A 17,924-nucleotide genomic window follows, 5' to 3' on the forward strand; every position below is an offset into this window, starting at 1 on the left:
TGATGTGAACCCCTAAATCCGGACAAAGGATTTGGGGGTTTTTGAATGTCAAAATATGATAAAAAATTAAAAATAAAAGTAATTAAAGAATATGAGAAAAATAATATTAGTCAATGTAAATTATCAAAAAAATATAAAATACCACTATCAACAATCAAAAATTGGATAAAATGGTATATGGATAATGGTATTAAAGGCGTAAGTAAAAAAGTAAAAAATAAAAGTTATACTAGTAATTTTAAGCTGTTTGTATTACAATATAAAAAAACTAATAATCTAACTTTCAGAGAAACTGCTGTTAAATTTGATATAACAAATGATTCAATCATAGTTAATTGGCAAAGGAAATATGATGAATATGGATTAGAAGGTTTAAATAGTAAAACAAAAGGAAGAAAGCCTAAAATGAAAAAATCTATACCAATAGAACAAAAAAGAAAAAAAAATTTACAAGAAAGCGAAAGAGAAGAACTTTTAAGACTAAGAGAAGAAAATCTCCTATTAAAGGCAGCTATAGCTTATGAAAAAAAACTTCAAGCCTTGCTTATGGAAAAGGACTTAAAAACAAAGAAAAAGCAAAAGCGATAATTGAATTAAGCAAGGCAAAAGAATATAAATCAATTACAATATTACAATGGTTAAAAGTGGCTAAATTAAATAAAAGTTCCTTTTATGAGTGGAAAGAAAAACTATATAAACAGATAAAGTCAAAAGAGATTTATATTATTGAAAAAATAAAAGATATAGTAAAAGAATCTAAAGGAAGATATGGATATAGAAGAGTAAGTAAGGTATTAAGATTAGAATATGGACTTATTGTAAACCACAAGAAAGTTTTAAGAATAATGAAAGAAAATGAACTTTTATGTATAAAGTTTAAAAATAGAGTTAGAAAGTATAATTCATATAAAGGAACAGTAGGAAAGATAGCAAATAATATTGTTAATAGAAATTTTAAAGCTGATAAACCAAATAAATTATGGCTAACAGATATAACAGAATTTAAAATAAGAAATAGTGAAAAGAAGATATATTTATCACCGATTTTAGATACTTTTAATGGAGAAATAATATCATATTCAATAGGTTTTAGTCCTACAGTAACTTTAACAAATAAGTCATTAGAAAAAGCTTTAAAAAGAATAAAAAACAAAGAAGATTTAACAATTCATACAGATCAAGGCTTTCATTATCAACATAGTAGTTTTGTAAGAATATTAGAAAATAACAATATAAGACAAAGTATGTCTAGGAAAGGAAACTGCTTAGATAATGCACCAATGGAGAATTTTTTTGGAATATTGAAACAAGAAATGTTTTATGGAGAAAATTATTCTTCTTATGAAAAATTAATAGAAGATATAAAAGAGTATATTAAATGGTACAATACGAAAAGAATTAAGGAGAATTTAAAAGGAATGTCTCCTATTGATTATAGATTACATTCCTTTGAATAATTTATTTAACTGTCCGTATTTTTGGGTTCAGCTCAAATAAAGCTCCTTTTTTATTTGTAATTATTAAGCATCTGATCTTGAAAAACCATTTTTCATTTCACAACTTGCTGTATAAAGTACTTTACTTAGTACGTCAATTGTTTGTTTTCTAAGTTCAGTTGCAATTTCTTCATTAGCTTTTTCACAAAATTCAACAACTTTATCTTTTTGAACTTTTCCACTTAAGAATTCATTGTCGTATTTGTTTAAAATTTCTGTAGATTTTGATTGAATTGCCAATTGATAACGTTCAATATGAGAACTACATGATGCGTAATGAGCATCTGCTAGAGCGGCTATTAAACGGTTTGTCCAATAGAAGTCATCAGTTGTTGGAACACCTGTTGTATTTGCTAAATATTCTGGTGTTTTATCTATATTCACATAGAAAGGAATCATAGCATTGAATACATTTGAACCAAGAGCAAGCCATTCAATACTTCTGATTTCTTCTGGCATATCCGGTCTAATTTGAACAAGTCCTAAGAAGTTATTTCTGTTAATACCGATTGGTCTGAATTTACCTTTTTCATCTGAGAACTTTCCGTATGGATCATATGGAGTTCCTTGGAAATGATTAGAAAGTGCATATTTAATATCTTCAACTGTTATTTTCTTTTCAGGAACTCTACACCATTGAATATCATCTGATTCAGGAAGATAATCTGCATCAGGTCCATCCCAATAGTTTGTAATAGGATTGAAATATCTTTGTAATACCCAAGCACGAGGAGTATTATAAGTATGATCTGCATCTGAATGACTACCAAAAGCATCTCTAGGATTTAAAACACCATCTAGAGAAAGATCTAAATGATATCTATTTATAAATTCTTTTAAATCAGAAGAACATAAATATTCTTTTTGTTCTCCAAAAGCATCTTTTAAATCAAAAAAGTCAAGACCAAGTTGATTTGGCATAATTACATAACAGTCATCAGGAACACGTCTTGCTATCCAGTGATGACCACCAATAGTTTCTAACCACCAAATTTCATTAATATCTTGGAAAGCAATACCATTCATTTCATAAGTTCCATATTTTTCTAATAATTCACCAAGTCTTAAAACACCTTCACGAGCAGATTTAATATATGGTAAAACTAAAGTAACCATATCTTCTTCACCAATTCCGCCAACTTTTTCAGGAATATAATCTGCATCTCCTTCTTTTCCAACTGCTGGAACATATTCTACAAGAGGATCTGATCCTAATACTCTTTCATTTGATGTTAAAGTTTCAGTTGCAGACATTGAAATATTTAACTCATTAACACCACATGCACCCCAAATTCCTTCGTTATCAACTGCATTTGGCATACAAGTATAACGCATTGGGTTAGTAGGTAAATCAATTTCAACATGAGATAAAACTGATTTATATTTAACAGGTTGTTCATTAGGATGAACAACTATAAATTTCTTTTCACAAAATTGACCTGATGGAGAATCCTCATTACGAGCAACCATTGTTGATCCATCAAATGTGGCATTTTTGCCAACTAAAATTGTAGTACAAGCCATAATAATCTCCTTTCAAAAGATAATGTTTAACATAAATTGCGTAACATTTTTCATAAAAGCTACAAGTATATTATACTCCTAAAAAATTTAAAAGTAAACACAATAATAATAAATATCAATTAAGATTTTATAACACATAGAATAGTTCCTGAGTCAAAACTTATTTTTGCTAAATCGGAAATAATCACATTGCTCATGCAAAGGGAATCTCCTTTTTTTAGATTAACATTTTCAACATTATATTTAAAACCTTGCAATTTCAGATTAATAATTTCTTTTGAAAATGGAATAAATGAAATTTTAGTATTTTTAGAATTTTTAAATTCTAAATCTTTTTCTATTTTAAAAAGCATTTCATTCTCTTTTATAAAATATAAATTATCATACTTGTATATTAGATTTATATTTGTAAGTTCATGATCTATATCACCACCAAAAGCACCAACACAATAAATTTTATTATAGTTTTTATCTTTTAAATAGTTTATTATTAATTCTGAATCTGTAAAATCTTTATCCTTATTGAATTTTTTTATAATTACATTTTTTTCTGTATAATATTCTAATATATCTTTGTTTATTGAATCTAAATCTCCCCAAATTTCTAATGGGATTAAATTTAATTCATAACATAGATTAGCACCCCCGTCAGCACAGAATATATCACCTTTATTTTCCGTATAAAATTTTCTATAATAATTAGTATCTCCTAATAGCTTTCCATTAAAAAATATATAAGCAATTTTCATTATTTCACCTCAAATTAAATTATATTTATATTTTAACACAAATTAAAAATTTTTAAACAATAGATTTTAATTTATCTTGATTATTTAGGGTATAAATGAAAATAAGGTTTGATAAAAACTTAAATTAAAAATACATATTTGGAGGAGATTTTTATGTACTTAGAAAAAATAAATTCACCAGCAGATATAAAAAAATTGTCTATCGATGAATTAAAAGAATTAGTTGTTGAACTAAGAACTCATTTATTAGAAAGACTTAGTAAAAAGGGAGGACATATTGGACCAAATCTTGGATCATTAGAATTTACAGTAGCACTTCATTATGTTTTTGATTCTCCAAAAGATAAGATAGTTTTTGATGTTTCACATCAAACTTATGTTCACAAAATGTTAACTGGAAGAAAAGAAGCTTTTATGGAAGCGGATAAATACGGCTCAGTTAGTGGTTTTACTTCTCCTAAAGAAAGTGAACATGATTTCTTTACAATAGGACATACTTCAACATCAATTAGTCTTGCTTGTGGTCTTGCAAAAGCAAGAGATTTAAAAGGTGAGAATGAAAATATTATTGCAGTAATAGGAGATGGCTCATTAAGTGGTGGAGAAGCGTTAGAAGGACTTAATAATGTTTTTGAACTTAATAGCAATATGATAGTAGTTATAAATGATAATGATCAATCTATTGCTGAAAATCATGGTGGACTTTATAAAAATCTTCGTGATTTAAGAGAGTCTAAAGGAAAAACTGAGACTAATCTTTTTAAGTCATTGGGACTAAATTATATTTATGTTGATAAAGGAAATGATATAGAAGCATTAATTTCTGCATTTAAATCAGTTAAAGATATTAATAAGCCAATAGTAATACATCTTTCAACAACAAAAGGTAGTGGTTTTAAACCAGCAGAAATTAACAGAGAGAGATATCATTATGGTTCTCCTTTTGATATAGAAACTGGAGAATTTAAAACTTTTGGAAGTGGTCAAGTTGTAGATACATACAAGACTTTGACAGTTGATTATTTACTAAATGCAATTAAAAAAGATAAAACTGTTGCTGTTATAAATGCTGGTACTCCAGGCGCTTTTAGATTTTCTCCAAGTGTTAGAGAACAAATGGGCAAACAATATATAGATGTTGGTATTGCAGAGGAACATGCAGTTGCAATGTCATCAGGACTTGCAAAGAATGGTGGAAAACCAGTTTTTTGTGTATATAGTACATTTATGCAAAGAACATATGATCAACTTTCTCATGATTTATGTTTAAATAATAATCCAGCACTAATATTGGTTTATGGGGCATCTGTATATGAGGAAAGTGATGCAACACATTTAGGTATTTTTGATATACCGATGATTTCAAATATTCCAAATTTAGTATATCTTGCACCTACAAACAAAGAAGAATATTTTAAGATGTTAGATTGGGGTTTGAATCAAACAGAACATCCTGTGGCAATAAGAGTTCCAGTAGTTGATGTTGTAACTACTGGTGAAGAAGATTCAACAGATTACTCAATTTTAAACAAATCTAAAGTAATAAAAAAAGGTAAAGATGTTGCTATTATAGCACTAAGTAATTTCTATAATTTAGGAAAAGAAATAGCTGACGAGTTAGGAGATGTTACTTTAATTAATCCAGTATATATTACTGGTTTAGATGAAGAATTACTTGAAAAATTAAAAGAAGACCATAAATTAGTTATAACCTTAGAAGATAGCGTTTTAGATGGTGGTTTTGGAGAAAAAGTTTCAAGATTCTATGGAACATCCGATTTAAAGGTTAAGAATTATGGGATTAAAAAGAATTTTCCGGATAGAGTTGTTGCAGAAAAATTACTCCTTGAAAATGGAATTTCAAAAGATTTAATCATCAATGATATCAAGAAAATATTGAATAAATAGAATATAGGAGGTACATTTTATGGGTAAAAAATTAGTTGCGTATTTCAGTGCGAGTGGAGTAACAAAGAAACTTGCTGAGAGAATCTCAAAAGTTGTTGGTGCTGATTTATATGAAATACAACCTAAAGATGTTTATACAGAAGAAGATTTAAACTGGATGAATGAAAATAGTCGTAGCAGTATCGAAATGAAGAACAAATCTTTTAGGCCTGAAATAGCTAATAAGTTTGTTAATATGGGAGAATATGATACTATATATGTTGGATTTCCAATTTGGTGGTATGTTGCGCCTACTATTATAAATACTTTTTTAGAAAGCTATGATTTAAAAGGTAAAACAATTATCCCTTTTGCAACTTCTGGAGAAAGTTTAATGGGAAATACTAACGAAGAATTAAAAATTTCTTGTAAGGATTCTATACTAAAAGAGGGTAAAAGATTTGACTTAAAAGATAGTGATGATGTAATTAAAAATTGGATAGAAAATTTATAAAATTTAACCGACTTAGAAATAAGTCGGTTTTTTATAAAAAAAAAGAGATTTCATTTGAAATCTCTTAATATTTTTAATTAGCATCCACAACCGCAGCCACAGCCACAAGATTCAGGATTTCTTTTTTGGTATCTTGCTTCAACTACATCCCAGTTAACAACTTTCCACCATTCTTTTAGGTAATCAGCTCTTCTATTTTGATATTTTAAGTAGTAAGCATGTTCCCAAACGTCATTTCCTAATAAAACAACTTTACCACATGAGATAGGGCAGTTTTGGTTAGGAGTTGCAACTACATCAATATTTCCTTCTTTGTCAGAAACAAGCCATACCCAACCTGAACCAAATTGTCCAGCACCTTTTTTATTGAATTCTTCTTTGAAAGTTTCGAAATCTCCATATTTTTCAGCGATTTTTTTAGCAACTTCACCAACTGGTTCTTTTGCTCCACCTGGAGTCATGCTCTCCCAGAATAAGTTATGATTGAAAACTCCACCTACATTATTTGTAATTCCGGCTTTTTTATCTTCTGGGGCATGATCTAGATGAGTCAAGATTTCTTCTAGAGAAGCTTCTTCAAAAATTGTATCTTTAATTAAGTTATTTAAATTGTTTACATAAGCTTGATGATGTTTGCTATGGTGAATTTCCATAGTTTCCTTATCAATTACAGGTTCTAATGCATCATATGCATAGTTTAATTTTACTAATTCAAATGCCATTTTAATTCCTCCTAAAATTTTCAATTTTTTAAAAACGAAATTGTTTTTCATTTATAATTTACCCATAGGAATTTTTTTAAAACTTAAATTCTATATAATAGTAAAATATTAATTTACATATTTTTTTGTTTCTATTGAAGTTTTCTAAAAATATGATATACTATGAAATGGAGGTTTTTTATGAAAATTATAATTGTTGGAGCCGGTAAGGTTGGAGAGTATCTATTTACAGATTTGAATACAGACGATAATGATATTATTTTAATAGAAAAGAAACAAGACATATTAAACGAAATGTTATCTAAATATGATATTATGGGGATTTCTGGTAGTGGAACTAACTATGATGTATTAGAAGAGGCAGGAGTAAATGAATGTGAAGTATTCATTTCTGTAACAGAAAGTGACGAAGTTAATATTATATCTTGTATTTTTGCAAAAAATATGGGAGCAAAGTATACTATTGCACGTGTTAGAAATCCTGAATATTATGCAAAATATGATTTCGTTAAGGATGCTTTGGGAATTGACTTAGTTATCAATCCTGAATTTGTTGCTGCTAGAGAAATTTCAAGAGGATTAAAGTATCCATCAGCATATTCAGTTGAAACTTTTGTTGATGGTAGAGTAAAACTTATTGGAATTACAGTTGGAGAAAATAATCCTTTAAAGGATGTTAAAATAAAGGAATTACAACAAAAATTTAATATAAAAGTATTAATAGGAATCGTAGAAAGACATGGTGAAATTTTTATTCCATCTGGAGAGTTTGTAATCAGAGAAGGAGATAGAGTTCATTTCACCGGGACAGATGAGTACGTTTATAAATTCTATAATTTATTAAAAGTTGGAGATAAAAAAATAGAATCTGTATTTATTATAGGTGGTAGTAGAATTTCCTATTACTTAATTTCTAACTTAATTAAGGAAAATATAAAAGTTAAGTTAGTAGAAGTTAATAGAGATATAGCTACTTCATTTAGTGAAAAATTCCCTTCAAAAGTTAAAGTTATTTGTGCAGATGGTTCTGATTCAGATGTTATAGATGAAGAAGGATTAAAGAACTATGATGCTTGTGTTGCATTAACTGGTATTGATGAAGAAAATATTATGTTAGCAATGTTTGCTGAAAAATTAAATGTAAAAAAATCAATAGCAAAAGTTAGTAGAATTTCACTTTTAAACATAATTCCACCGAAGGAAAATTTCACATTTGTTACACCTAAAAGATTAGTTTCAGACATTATTATTAGTGTTGTAAGATCAATTATAAATAGTGAAGGTTCTAATATAGAAACTTTACACAGATTATCAAATAATGTTGAAGCAGTAGAAATAAAAGTAAATAAAACATCAAAGGCAATAGGAACGCCTTTAAAAGATTTAGAAATAAAAGAAAATGTACTTGTTGCTTATATAATTAGAGATAATAGTTTGATTTTCCCAACTGGAGAAGATTCTATATTAGTTGGAGATACTGTAATAGTTATTTCAAAGGCTAGTGTGATACAAAACATAGATAGTATCTTAGTATAGGTGGATTATGAATAATAAAATTATAAGATATATTTTAAGTAAAATTTTATATATCGAGGCAGGCTTTTTACTTTTACCTATAATAGTTTCTCTGATATATAAAGAAGATTCAATAAATATTTTAAGTTTTTTAGCAACAATATTTTTGTTACTATTAAGTGGTTTTATATTGGGATATAAATCTGATTCAAATGGAGAGTTTTACGAAAAAGAAGGCTTTATAATAGTTTCTATATCATGGATATTATTATCAGCTTTTGGAGCCTTGCCATTCGTATTTTCAGGTTCAATTCCAAGCTTTATAGATGCATTTTTTGAAACTTCAAGTGGATTTACAACTACTGGAGCAAGTATAATACCAGATGTTGAGGCACTTACTCATTCAATGCTTTTCTGGAGAAGTTTTACACATTTAATTGGTGGTATGGGAATTTTAGTTTTTGCGCTTGCAATTTTACCGCGTTCAAATAGAAATTCACATATAATGAAAGCAGAAGTACCAGGACCGATTTTTGGTAAGATAGTTGCTAAAATGAGTTATACAGCAAGACTATTATATAAAATTTATTTTGCAATGACTGCAATTTTAATAATAGTATTGATATTAGTAGGACATCCTATCTTTGATTCATTTGTTCATGCTTTTGGAGCAGCTGGAACAGGTGGCTTTGGAATTAAAGCTAATTCAATAGCATATTATAATAGTCCTACAGTTGAGATGATTTTAGCAATAGCTATGATTATTTTTGGGATAAATTTCAACTTGTTCTATGTAATACTAATAGGGAAAGCTAGAGAAGGTCTAAAAAGTGAAGAATTAAGATGGTATTTATTAATAGTGTTTGGAAGTGTTGTACTAATATTCTTTAACATAAGAGAAAATTACACTTCTTATTTAACGGCTGTTAAGGATATATTTTTTACTGTTTCTTCAATTATTTCTACTACCGGTTACGCAACGGTAGACTTTGGAAAATGGCCAACTTTTTCTCATACAATATTACTATTTTTGATGTTTACAGGTGCTTGTGCAGGTTCAACTGCTGGGGGCTTGAAAATTTCAAGATTTATAATTTTGGTTAAGTCTTCAATTTTACAATTTAGAAAGGCTATTAATCCAAAAAGAATTTCAAGTGTTAAGGTTGATAATAAACTAGTAGGAAATGATGTTTTAGAAGAGGTAAAGAGTTATTTTGTAATTTATATGTTCTTAATAATTATTTTTACATTTCTATTATCATTTACTGTTCCAGACTTTTTAACTGCTTTTTCAGCAGTAATGGCAACATTTAATAATATAGGTCCAGGACTTGGAGTCGTTGGGCCGACTGGAAGTTTTGCAAGTCTTACTAATTTTAATAAAATTGTTTTATCTTTTGCAATGCTTGCGGGAAGACTTGAAATATTCCCAATTTTAGTGTTGTTTTCATCAACAACTTGGAAAAAGAAATAGGGGGATTTGTTTTTGGCTAAAAAGTATTATGCAGTCAAGGTTGGTAAATCTGTAGGTATATTTAATAACTGGGATGACTGCAAGAAACAAGTTGCTGGCTTTTCAGGAGCTATTTACAAATCATTTCCATCATTTGAAGAAGCTAAAGAGTTTTTGGAAAATGGAAATGAAAAAAATGAAACAAAAATTTTAGATATTGATGAAATAGAAGAGGATGAAATCATAGCCTATGTTGACGGTTCTTATAAAAAAGATTCTTTAGAATATGGTTATGGTGTTGTTCTTATATTGAAAGATGAAATTATAGAGCTTTTTGGGAAAGGAGAAGATCCTGACGTTGCAAAAAGTAGGAATGTAACTGGAGAGCTTTTTGGAGCAATTAGAGCAATAAGTGAGGCTATTAAACTTAAAAAGAGAAGAATAACTATTTTTTATGATTATCAAGGTATTTCATCTTGGGCAAATGGTGAGTGGAAGTGTAATTTGCCTCTAACAATAGGATATAGAGATAAGATAAAAGAGTTTAGAAAGGAAATAGAGATTTTATTTGTAAAGGTTAAGGCTCATTCAAATGAAAAATACAATGACCTTGCTGACCATTTAGCAAAAAAATCTTTGGGAATTGAAAAATAATTTATGACTGAAATATTAAAACCGACAAAAGAAAATATTGAAAAATCTGCAAAATTAATATTAAATGATGAAATTGTTGCAATCCCAACTGAAACTGTATATGGTTTGGGTGCAAATGGACTATCAGATATTGCAGTTTCAAAAATATTTAAGGCAAAGAATAGGCCTCAAGACAATCCATTAATTTTACATATTTCAGATTATGAAATGATGGATGAATTGGTTTGTGAATTAAATGATGATATAAAAGAATTTTTAAATTATTTTTGGCCAGGACCATTAACTGTTGTTATGAAAAAGAAAGATATTATTCCTGAAACTGTTAGTTGTGGTCTTGATACAGTTGCAATAAGAATGCCTAAGCATGAGATTGCTATAGACTTTATAAAAGAGTGTGGAGTTCCAATAGCTGCACCGTCTGCAAATATTTCAGGTAAGCCATCACCAACAACTGCGGAAGATGTTTTTACTGATATGAATGGGAAAATTTCTGTAATTTTAGATGGTGGGCTTTGTAATATTGGAATAGAATCAACAGTTTTGGATTTGACAAAAAAACCGTATACAATTTTAAGGCCAGGATTATATACAAGAGAAGATTTTCTAAAATATGAGGATGAAATCTTAATTGATGATGCAATTGTTTCAGAAAATACAATTCCAAAATCACCAGGACAAAAGTATAAACATTATGCACCTAAAGCAAAGGTAATTGTAATTTCAACTATAGATAGAATAAAATCATCAAAAGAAATTGAAAAAATATTAAGAGAAAATAAAAACTTGAAAATTGGAATATTTAAGTTTGATGAAACTAGTTTAGATGTAGAAAATGAAAATATATTATCACTAGGTTCAGTTTCTGATTTAAAAGAGATGTCAAAAATATTATTTAAAGGTCTTAGAATATTTGATAGTAAAAATGTTGATTTGATAATTGTAGAGGGTTGTAATGAAGATGGACTCGGATTTTCAATAATGAATAGACTTAAAAAATCAGCTAGTGGAAATATAAGATATATTGATTAAACAATAGATTTATTGGAGATTATAATTTGAAAGAATTTATTATTAAAGAAATATTTGATACCAATTTGAAGGAAAGTATATCAAGAGACATACTAAATGATCTTCCTGAATGGTTTGGAATGCCAGAGAGTACAGAAGAATATATTAGAGATTCAAAAGATAAACCATTTATCGCGTGTTTTCTGGATAATGATGCAGTAGGTTTTGTGGTGTTGAATTCTACAAGTAGAGATTGTGCAGATATTTTTGTTATGGGAATCAAGAAAAATTATCATAGAATGGGAATAGGAACAAAATTAAATTATGCTTATGAAGAATTGGCAAAAAAACTTGGTTATACTTATACTCAGGTCAAAACAGTTCAGAGTGGACATTATAAGGAATATGATATAACAAATAATTTCTATAAATCTGTTGGATATAAGGAATTGGAGTGTTTTCCAACTCTATGGGATGAATGGAATCCTTGTCAAGTTTATATTAAATACATTGGAGACTAATAAAAAATCAAAAAAAGTAGTAATTATATATATTACTGCTTTTTTTATTTGAAATATGATATAATATTTTTATAAATAGTTTAATGCCTTTGTATTTGGAGGAAGTATGAAAAGAAATATAATTTTTTATCTAATTTCCTTAATATGTGGAATTTTATTTTGTTATTTTTTAAAAATTGAACATTTTACAAAATTATATATTTTTTTGATTGTTGTTTTTATTGGAATAATTATGCATATTTTTAAATTCAACAAATTAAAAATATTTTTTTTGATGTTTTCAATTGGATTTTTAGTTAGTTTTCGTTCTGAAAAAAATAGTGATTTAAGTGAGTTTTTTGACAAAAAAATTACTTTAACAGGAGAAGTACTAAGTTCTACAATTCGTTCTGATGGCGATGGATACAAATATGAAGTCAAATTAAAAACTATAGATAAAATTGAAAAAAATGAGAAAATTTTACTTTTTACAAATAATATAGAACTCAAAATTGGAGATATAATAAGAGTAAATGGAAAACTTAAAGAAATAAGATCTAATGGGAATCCAAGACTTTTTAATTATAAAAGATATAATTTAAAGAAAAATATCTTTTCAGATATTTTTTCTGATGAAGTAAAAGTTATTGGAGAACATAAAAGTCTAAAAAGCTATTTTAATTTGTATGTAGAGAATATATTTGATAAAACTTTATCTACCGAAAATTCTAATATAATGAAGAGGATTTTTCTAGCTAATAGTTATGATACAGATTTTGAAAATGATATTAGAGAGGTAGGACTTTCTCATATTTTAGCCGTAAGTGGTTTACATATTGGGATTATTTATCTAATATTGACTAGAATTTTAGTTATTTTACCAATAAGAAGAATTTTTAGAGAAATAGTAGCATTATTTTTTATATTTTTATATGCCAGTTTAATAGGTAATCCCACAAGTGTTTTAAGGGCTGAAATATTTTTATTTATATCTATTTTTTCATCTCTTTATGGTAAAGTTAAAGATAAATTAAATGATTTATTATTGACTATTTTTATTATTTTATTGATAAATCCATATATGATTTTTGATATAGGTTTATATTTAAGTGCATTTTCAGTTTTTGGAATTATAAAAATTTTACCTTATTTTTCAAAAAATAGAGATGGATTAATTAGTAAGTCTCTTAAACTCACACTATCGGTATTAATTGTAATTTTACCGATTATACTTTATGTTTTTGGTAAAGTATCATTAATGTTATTTATTAGTAATTTAGTACTAACACCAATTTTTGTGATATGTATAGTAATATCTTTTTTTATATTAATTTTTGGACTTATAAGTCTAAAACTTTCATTATTACTTGGATTTTTTGTAAATAATATTTTAAATTTAATAAGATTAAATGTTGGATTTTTAAAAGAAATTAGTGTTAATTTTACTTTTTATAATTATAATTTTGTGTTTTTAGTTTTTACATATTTGTTAATACTAATGTATTTTAAAAGACGAGATATAAAGTATCTAACAATAGACGGATTTAAATTTTTTATTATATCAATTTTGCTAGTTTGTACTTTTACGAATATTTATTATATTTATAAAAACGAAGTAGTGATAAATTTTATAGATATAGGTCAAGGTGATGCTTGCTTAATAAGAGGAAATCAAAGCACTGTTCTTATAGATACAGGAGGAATTACTTTTGGTAAAGTAGATAATGGCAAATCTGTATTGATTCCATATTTACAAAAAAGTGGAGTGAAGAAACTTGATTTTGTATTTATTTCACATTTAGATGCAGACCATTGTAAAAATTTAAGTAATTTATCAAAAGAAGTGGAGATTAAAAACTTATTTTTTAGAAAAAATGGATATGAAGATTTCTTAAAAAAATATGGAGAAGTTAAAGCTAAAAATATTTATAATGTAGAAACTAATTTAATTATAAATTCAAAAGATATAGATTTAGAAATAATTAAAGGTAAGGATGCTCTGGAGGAAAATGAAAGAGGTATAATAGTTAGAGTAACTACAAATGGAAAGAAAATTCTTTTTACTGGAGATATTGGAGCTTTTACTGAAAATCAACTTGTAAAAAATGATATAGATTGTGATTATTTAAAGGTAGCACATCATGGTAGTAAAAATTCTAGTACGAAGAATTTTTTATTAGCTTCAAGTCCAAAAACTTCTATTATTTCCTGTGGTTATAAAAATAGATATAATCATCCGCATAAAGATGCGCTTGAGAGAATAAAATCTGTAGGAAGTACTGTTTATAGAACAGACTTACAGGGGAATATAATATTGAGAATAAATAGGTTTGAAGAAAGAATTATTGGATTTAGAGATATTGATGATAATTTATTAGTATTTTTAGATTTCTATTTTATGGATATTTTTAATTGTATTATTTACTTATTAGCATTTGTTGTTTTATTTATAAAAAGAAATGATTTATTAATAGATTTATGTTTTATTAAGGAGGAACTATGAATTACATACAAGCTATGAAATTGCTTGAAAGTGGAGATCTTAATGGTATATATGTATTAAGTGGGGAAGAAATTTTTTTAATAGATAGATTTGTAGATTTGTTTAAAGAGAAAGTAGTATCAAAGGATTTTTTTGATATGAATTATATTGAGTATGATTTTTCTAAAGTTGATTTACAAAAACTAAAAATGGATTGTGAAACAGCTCCTTTTTTTAGCAATAAAAGACTTATAATAGTAAATGATGTGAATCTATCGAAAAATGGAATTTCTACATACAAAAACTTTTTTGAAGAGATGTATGATTATATTGATAAGATACCAAATACTACAGTTCTTCTATTTGTAATGAAGGGAAGCTTGGCTTTTCGTGGTAAATTTTACAAACAAATTTCTATTTTAGGACATAATATTGAGCTTATTAGATTTAATGAAAATGAACTTTTTAAATTTATTAAAAAGAGATTTGTTCAAAAAAATATTGAAATAAAAAATAATGTTTTGAAGTATATAATTGATAGAATTGGGTATTTAGATAGTAGTAGAGAAAAGAATCTCTATGATGTAGAAAATGAAGTTAATAAACTTCTTAACTCTTTTTCTAAAGATATTCTAGATTTTAAAGATGTTGATGAAATTTTAGTAGATAAATTTGAAAATAGCATTTTTAAATTATTAGATACAGTTTCTAAAAAAGATTATAAAAATTCAATTAAAGTTTTAGTTGAATTGAAGAAGTCTGGAGAGGACTCCTTTTCTACATTTTATATGATTGTTAGATACATAAGAAATCTTTTGGGAGTGAAAGTTTTGAAACAAAAACAAAAGCATATTGATTTTATCTCAAAAGAATTAAAAATTTCAAATTATGAATGTAAAAAATTATATTCTGTTTGTGATAATTTTTCTTTGAAATCTCTATGCTATTTTGTAGATCTTGCTTATTCAGTAGAAGCAGATTTAAAAAGTAAAAATAGAGATATTGATTTGTTATTAGAACTTTTAATTTCAAAAATGTCGTTAGGGGGCGATTTGAATGAGCAAAAAAATTAATATTTTTGTAGATGGAATGTCTTGTCAAGCGTGTGCAATGAAAGTTGAAAAAGGTCTTGCAAAGTTAAATGTTGTAGAAGATGTATCAGTAAATCTTATGAGTAAAACTGTTACAATTTCAGTTGCAGATGATGCAAAGGTTGAGGGTCTAATTGGGGTTATAAAAAGACTTGGATATAAGCCGAAAAGAGATGAACTAATTATAGAAAAGAGCAGTATTAAAGCAGAAGATATAGAGAAAATAGTTTCTGAACTTAAAGAAAAAGATACAGTTCTTGTTAAAGATGAAGATAATATTTTAAAAATTGAATATTTAAAAGATGTAGTTTCAGTTGAAGAAATAAATTCTGTTTTAGAAAAATATAAAATTTCTGTTAAAAAAGAAAAAGCAGAAAAACAAAATATTTATGAAGATGAAATTAAAAATTTAAGAAAAGATTTAATTATATCTTTAGTATTTAGTGTTCCGCTTATGGTTTCAATGTTTTTCCATATGTTCAATATGCATAAGTTTATGCTTAATGGTTATATTCAATGGGCATTTGCAAGTGTTGTTCAATTTTATGTAGGGAAAAGATTTTATATAAGTGCTTACAAAAATTTAAAAAACAAAAGTACTAATATGGATGTATTAATTGCTTTTGGTACTTCAATGGCTTATTTTTATTCAGTATATAAAGTTTTAATCGGTAGTGTAGATGTTTATTTTGATAGTTCAGCAATGATTATAACTTTAATTTTACTAGGTAAATATTTTGAAACAAATGCAAAGTCAAATACTTTTGGAGCCATTATGAAATTGATGGACTTAAAAGCAGATTACGCAATTGTAATTGAAGACAATAGAGAAGTAAAAAAGAATATTGAAGATGTAAAAATTGGAGATATTGTTTTAGTTAAACCTTATGAAAAAATACCTGTTGATGGGATTATAGTATATGGAAGTAGCTCTGTAAATCAAGCTATGATTACTGGTGAGTCCGTTCCTGTAGAAAAAGGTGTTGGAGATTCAGTAATTGGAGCAACTAATAATATAGAAGGTGTTTTAAAAGTTGAAGTAAAGAGTACTGTTGAAAATTCTGTACTATCTAAAATTCTTGATTTAGTACAAAATGCACAAACAAAAAAAGCTCCTGTACAAAGACTTGCTGATAAAATTTCAAGTTATTTTGTGCCTGGGGTAATCTTATCTTCATTCGCCACACTTGTAATAACATATATTATTACAAAAGATTTTACTACAAGTTTATTAAATAGTTGTGCGGTAATGGTTATAGCTTGTCCATGTTCACTTGGTTTAGCAACACCAACTGCAATCATGGCAGGAACAGGGGTTGCGGCACAAAATGGTATTTTAATAAAGAGTGGAGAAGTTTTAGAAAAAATTCATAAAATGGATAGTATTATTTTTGATAAGACCGGAACACTAACTACTGGAAAGTTAAAAGTTGTTGAAATAAAAAATAATACTAATTTATCAGAAGATGAATTTCTAAGTGTAATATGTTCTCTAGAAAAAAATACTGATCATCCAATAGCAAAATCAATAGTAAGTTATTGCAACGAAAAAAATGTTAAAGAATTAGATGTTTCAGATTTAAAAGTTATTGCAGGAATGGGTATTCAAGCTACTTATAATGGTGAAGAAGTATTTATAGGTAAGAGAAAATACATTGAAGAAAAAATAGGGAAATTAGAAATAAATATAGAAAATGAATTGTTGACTATCTTTATTTCAATAGGAAATAAATTTGCTGGTTATGTAGTATTAGAAGATGAAATTTCAGATAATGCTTATGAAATAATCAACAAATTAAAAGAAAAGAATATTGATGTATTTATGATTACTGGTGATAGTGAAGTTGTAGCTAGAAAAGTTGCTAATAAACTAGGTATTAATAATGTTCTGTATGAAGTAATGCCGAATGAAAAATCACAAAAAGTTGTTGAATTGCAAAAACAAGGAAAAGTTGTTGCAATGGTAGGAGATGGAATTAATGATGCACCAGCTCTTGCAAGTGCAGATATTAGTTTTGCAATGGGAACTGGAACTGATATAGCTATGGAAACTTCAGATATTACTTTGATGAATGGAAATCTAAGTACACTTTTAAAAGCAATTAATATTAGTGAACAAACTTTAAAAGTTATAAAGCAAAATTTATTCTGGGCATTTTTCTATAATGTTATTGCAATTCCATTTGCAGCATTTGGATATTTAAATCCAATGTTAGCTGGATTTACAATGAGTTTTAGCTCAGTAAGTGTTGTTTTAAACAGTTTAAGATTAAAAAGATATAAATTTTGAAAAATGGTATGCCTTAATTGGCATACCATTTTTAATTAA

15 protein-coding genes are annotated in these 17,924 nt (G+C 26.9%); 12 read left to right on the forward strand and 3 right to left on the reverse strand.

Going from position 1 to position 17,924, the window contains the following annotated elements:
• Positions 1-45: 45 nt before the first annotated feature.
• A complete protein-coding gene (locus tag ACLGL0_RS00005) occupies positions 46-588 on the forward strand; it encodes a helix-turn-helix domain-containing protein (RefSeq protein ID WP_411013180.1) in 543 nt (180 codons plus the stop codon).
• Positions 588-1,457, forward strand: coding sequence for an IS3 family transposase (locus ACLGL0_RS00010; protein ID WP_411013467.1), 870 nt, complete (start codon positions 588-590; stop codon positions 1,455-1,457). The genes ACLGL0_RS00005 and ACLGL0_RS00010 overlap by 1 nt, the downstream gene beginning before the upstream one ends.
• A gap of 63 nt (positions 1,458-1,520) precedes the next feature.
• On the opposite strand, the gene ACLGL0_RS00015 is transcribed toward ACLGL0_RS00010, so the two are convergent.
• A complete protein-coding gene (locus ACLGL0_RS00015; RefSeq protein ID WP_411013181.1) occupies positions 1,521-3,020 on the reverse strand; it encodes a C69 family dipeptidase in 1,500 nt (499 codons plus the stop codon).
• Between the two features lie 119 nt (positions 3,021-3,139).
• On the reverse strand, positions 3,140-3,769 hold the full coding sequence (locus tag ACLGL0_RS00020) for a thiamine diphosphokinase (protein WP_411013182.1): 630 nt from the start codon (positions 3,767-3,769) through the stop codon (positions 3,140-3,142).
• Between the two features lie 153 nt (positions 3,770-3,922).
• Between ACLGL0_RS00020 and ACLGL0_RS00025 the strand changes: the two genes are divergently transcribed.
• Positions 3,923-5,677: a 1-deoxy-D-xylulose-5-phosphate synthase gene (locus tag ACLGL0_RS00025; RefSeq protein WP_411013183.1), complete on the forward strand. Its 1,755-nt coding sequence runs from the start codon at positions 3,923-3,925 to the stop codon at positions 5,675-5,677.
• 19 nt (positions 5,678-5,696) lie between these two features.
• The gene (locus ACLGL0_RS00030) at positions 5,697-6,170 is read left to right on the forward strand and encodes a flavodoxin (protein WP_411013184.1); all 474 of its coding nucleotides are present in this window, start codon (positions 5,697-5,699) and stop codon (positions 6,168-6,170) included.
• A gap of 77 nt (positions 6,171-6,247) precedes the next feature.
• Here the strand turns inward: ACLGL0_RS00030 and ACLGL0_RS00035 are convergent, their stop codons facing one another.
• Positions 6,248-6,892: a superoxide dismutase gene (locus ACLGL0_RS00035; protein ID WP_411013185.1), complete on the reverse strand. Its 645-nt coding sequence runs from the start codon at positions 6,890-6,892 to the stop codon at positions 6,248-6,250.
• A gap of 180 nt (positions 6,893-7,072) precedes the next feature.
• Here ACLGL0_RS00035 and trkA point away from each other — a divergent pair, with 180 nt between their 5' ends.
• From trkA to ACLGL0_RS00075, 8 genes are all read left to right on the forward strand, one after another.
• A complete protein-coding gene (gene trkA / locus ACLGL0_RS00040) occupies positions 7,073-8,428 on the forward strand; it encodes a Trk system potassium transporter TrkA (protein WP_411013186.1) in 1,356 nt (451 codons plus the stop codon).
• A gap of 7 nt (positions 8,429-8,435) precedes the next feature.
• Entirely contained in the window at positions 8,436-9,881 is a 1,446-nt protein-coding gene (locus ACLGL0_RS00045) for a TrkH family potassium uptake protein (protein ID WP_314557312.1), read from the forward strand.
• Between the two features lie 12 nt (positions 9,882-9,893).
• The gene (locus ACLGL0_RS00050; RefSeq protein ID WP_411013187.1) at positions 9,894-10,514 is read left to right on the forward strand and encodes a ribonuclease H1 domain-containing protein; all 621 of its coding nucleotides are present in this window, start codon (positions 9,894-9,896) and stop codon (positions 10,512-10,514) included.
• 3 nt (positions 10,515-10,517) lie between these two features.
• Positions 10,518-11,543 (forward strand): L-threonylcarbamoyladenylate synthase, encoded by a 1,026-nt coding sequence (locus ACLGL0_RS00055; RefSeq protein ID WP_347714398.1) that lies wholly within the window; start codon positions 10,518-10,520, stop codon positions 11,541-11,543.
• A gap of 26 nt (positions 11,544-11,569) precedes the next feature.
• On the forward strand, positions 11,570-12,043 hold the full coding sequence (locus ACLGL0_RS00060; RefSeq protein WP_411013188.1) for a GNAT family N-acetyltransferase: 474 nt from the start codon (positions 11,570-11,572) through the stop codon (positions 12,041-12,043).
• A 106-nt stretch (positions 12,044-12,149) separates the two neighbouring features.
• A complete protein-coding gene (locus tag ACLGL0_RS00065) occupies positions 12,150-14,525 on the forward strand; it encodes a DNA internalization-related competence protein ComEC/Rec2 (RefSeq protein WP_411013189.1) in 2,376 nt (791 codons plus the stop codon).
• Complete coding sequence (gene holA / locus ACLGL0_RS00070) at positions 14,522-15,577, forward strand: DNA polymerase III subunit delta (protein ID WP_411013190.1); 1,056 nt, start codon at positions 14,522-14,524, stop codon at positions 15,575-15,577. Before ACLGL0_RS00065 ends, holA begins: the two co-directional genes overlap by 4 nt.
• On the forward strand, positions 15,561-17,885 hold the full coding sequence (locus ACLGL0_RS00075; RefSeq protein ID WP_411013191.1) for a heavy metal translocating P-type ATPase: 2,325 nt from the start codon (positions 15,561-15,563) through the stop codon (positions 17,883-17,885). Before holA ends, ACLGL0_RS00075 begins: the two co-directional genes overlap by 17 nt.
• The last annotated feature ends 39 nt before the right edge of the window (positions 17,886-17,924 follow it).

This window comes from Parvimonas pharyngis (assembly GCF_046569675.1).
Lineage (GTDB): Bacteria > Bacillota > Clostridia > Tissierellales > Peptoniphilaceae > Parvimonas.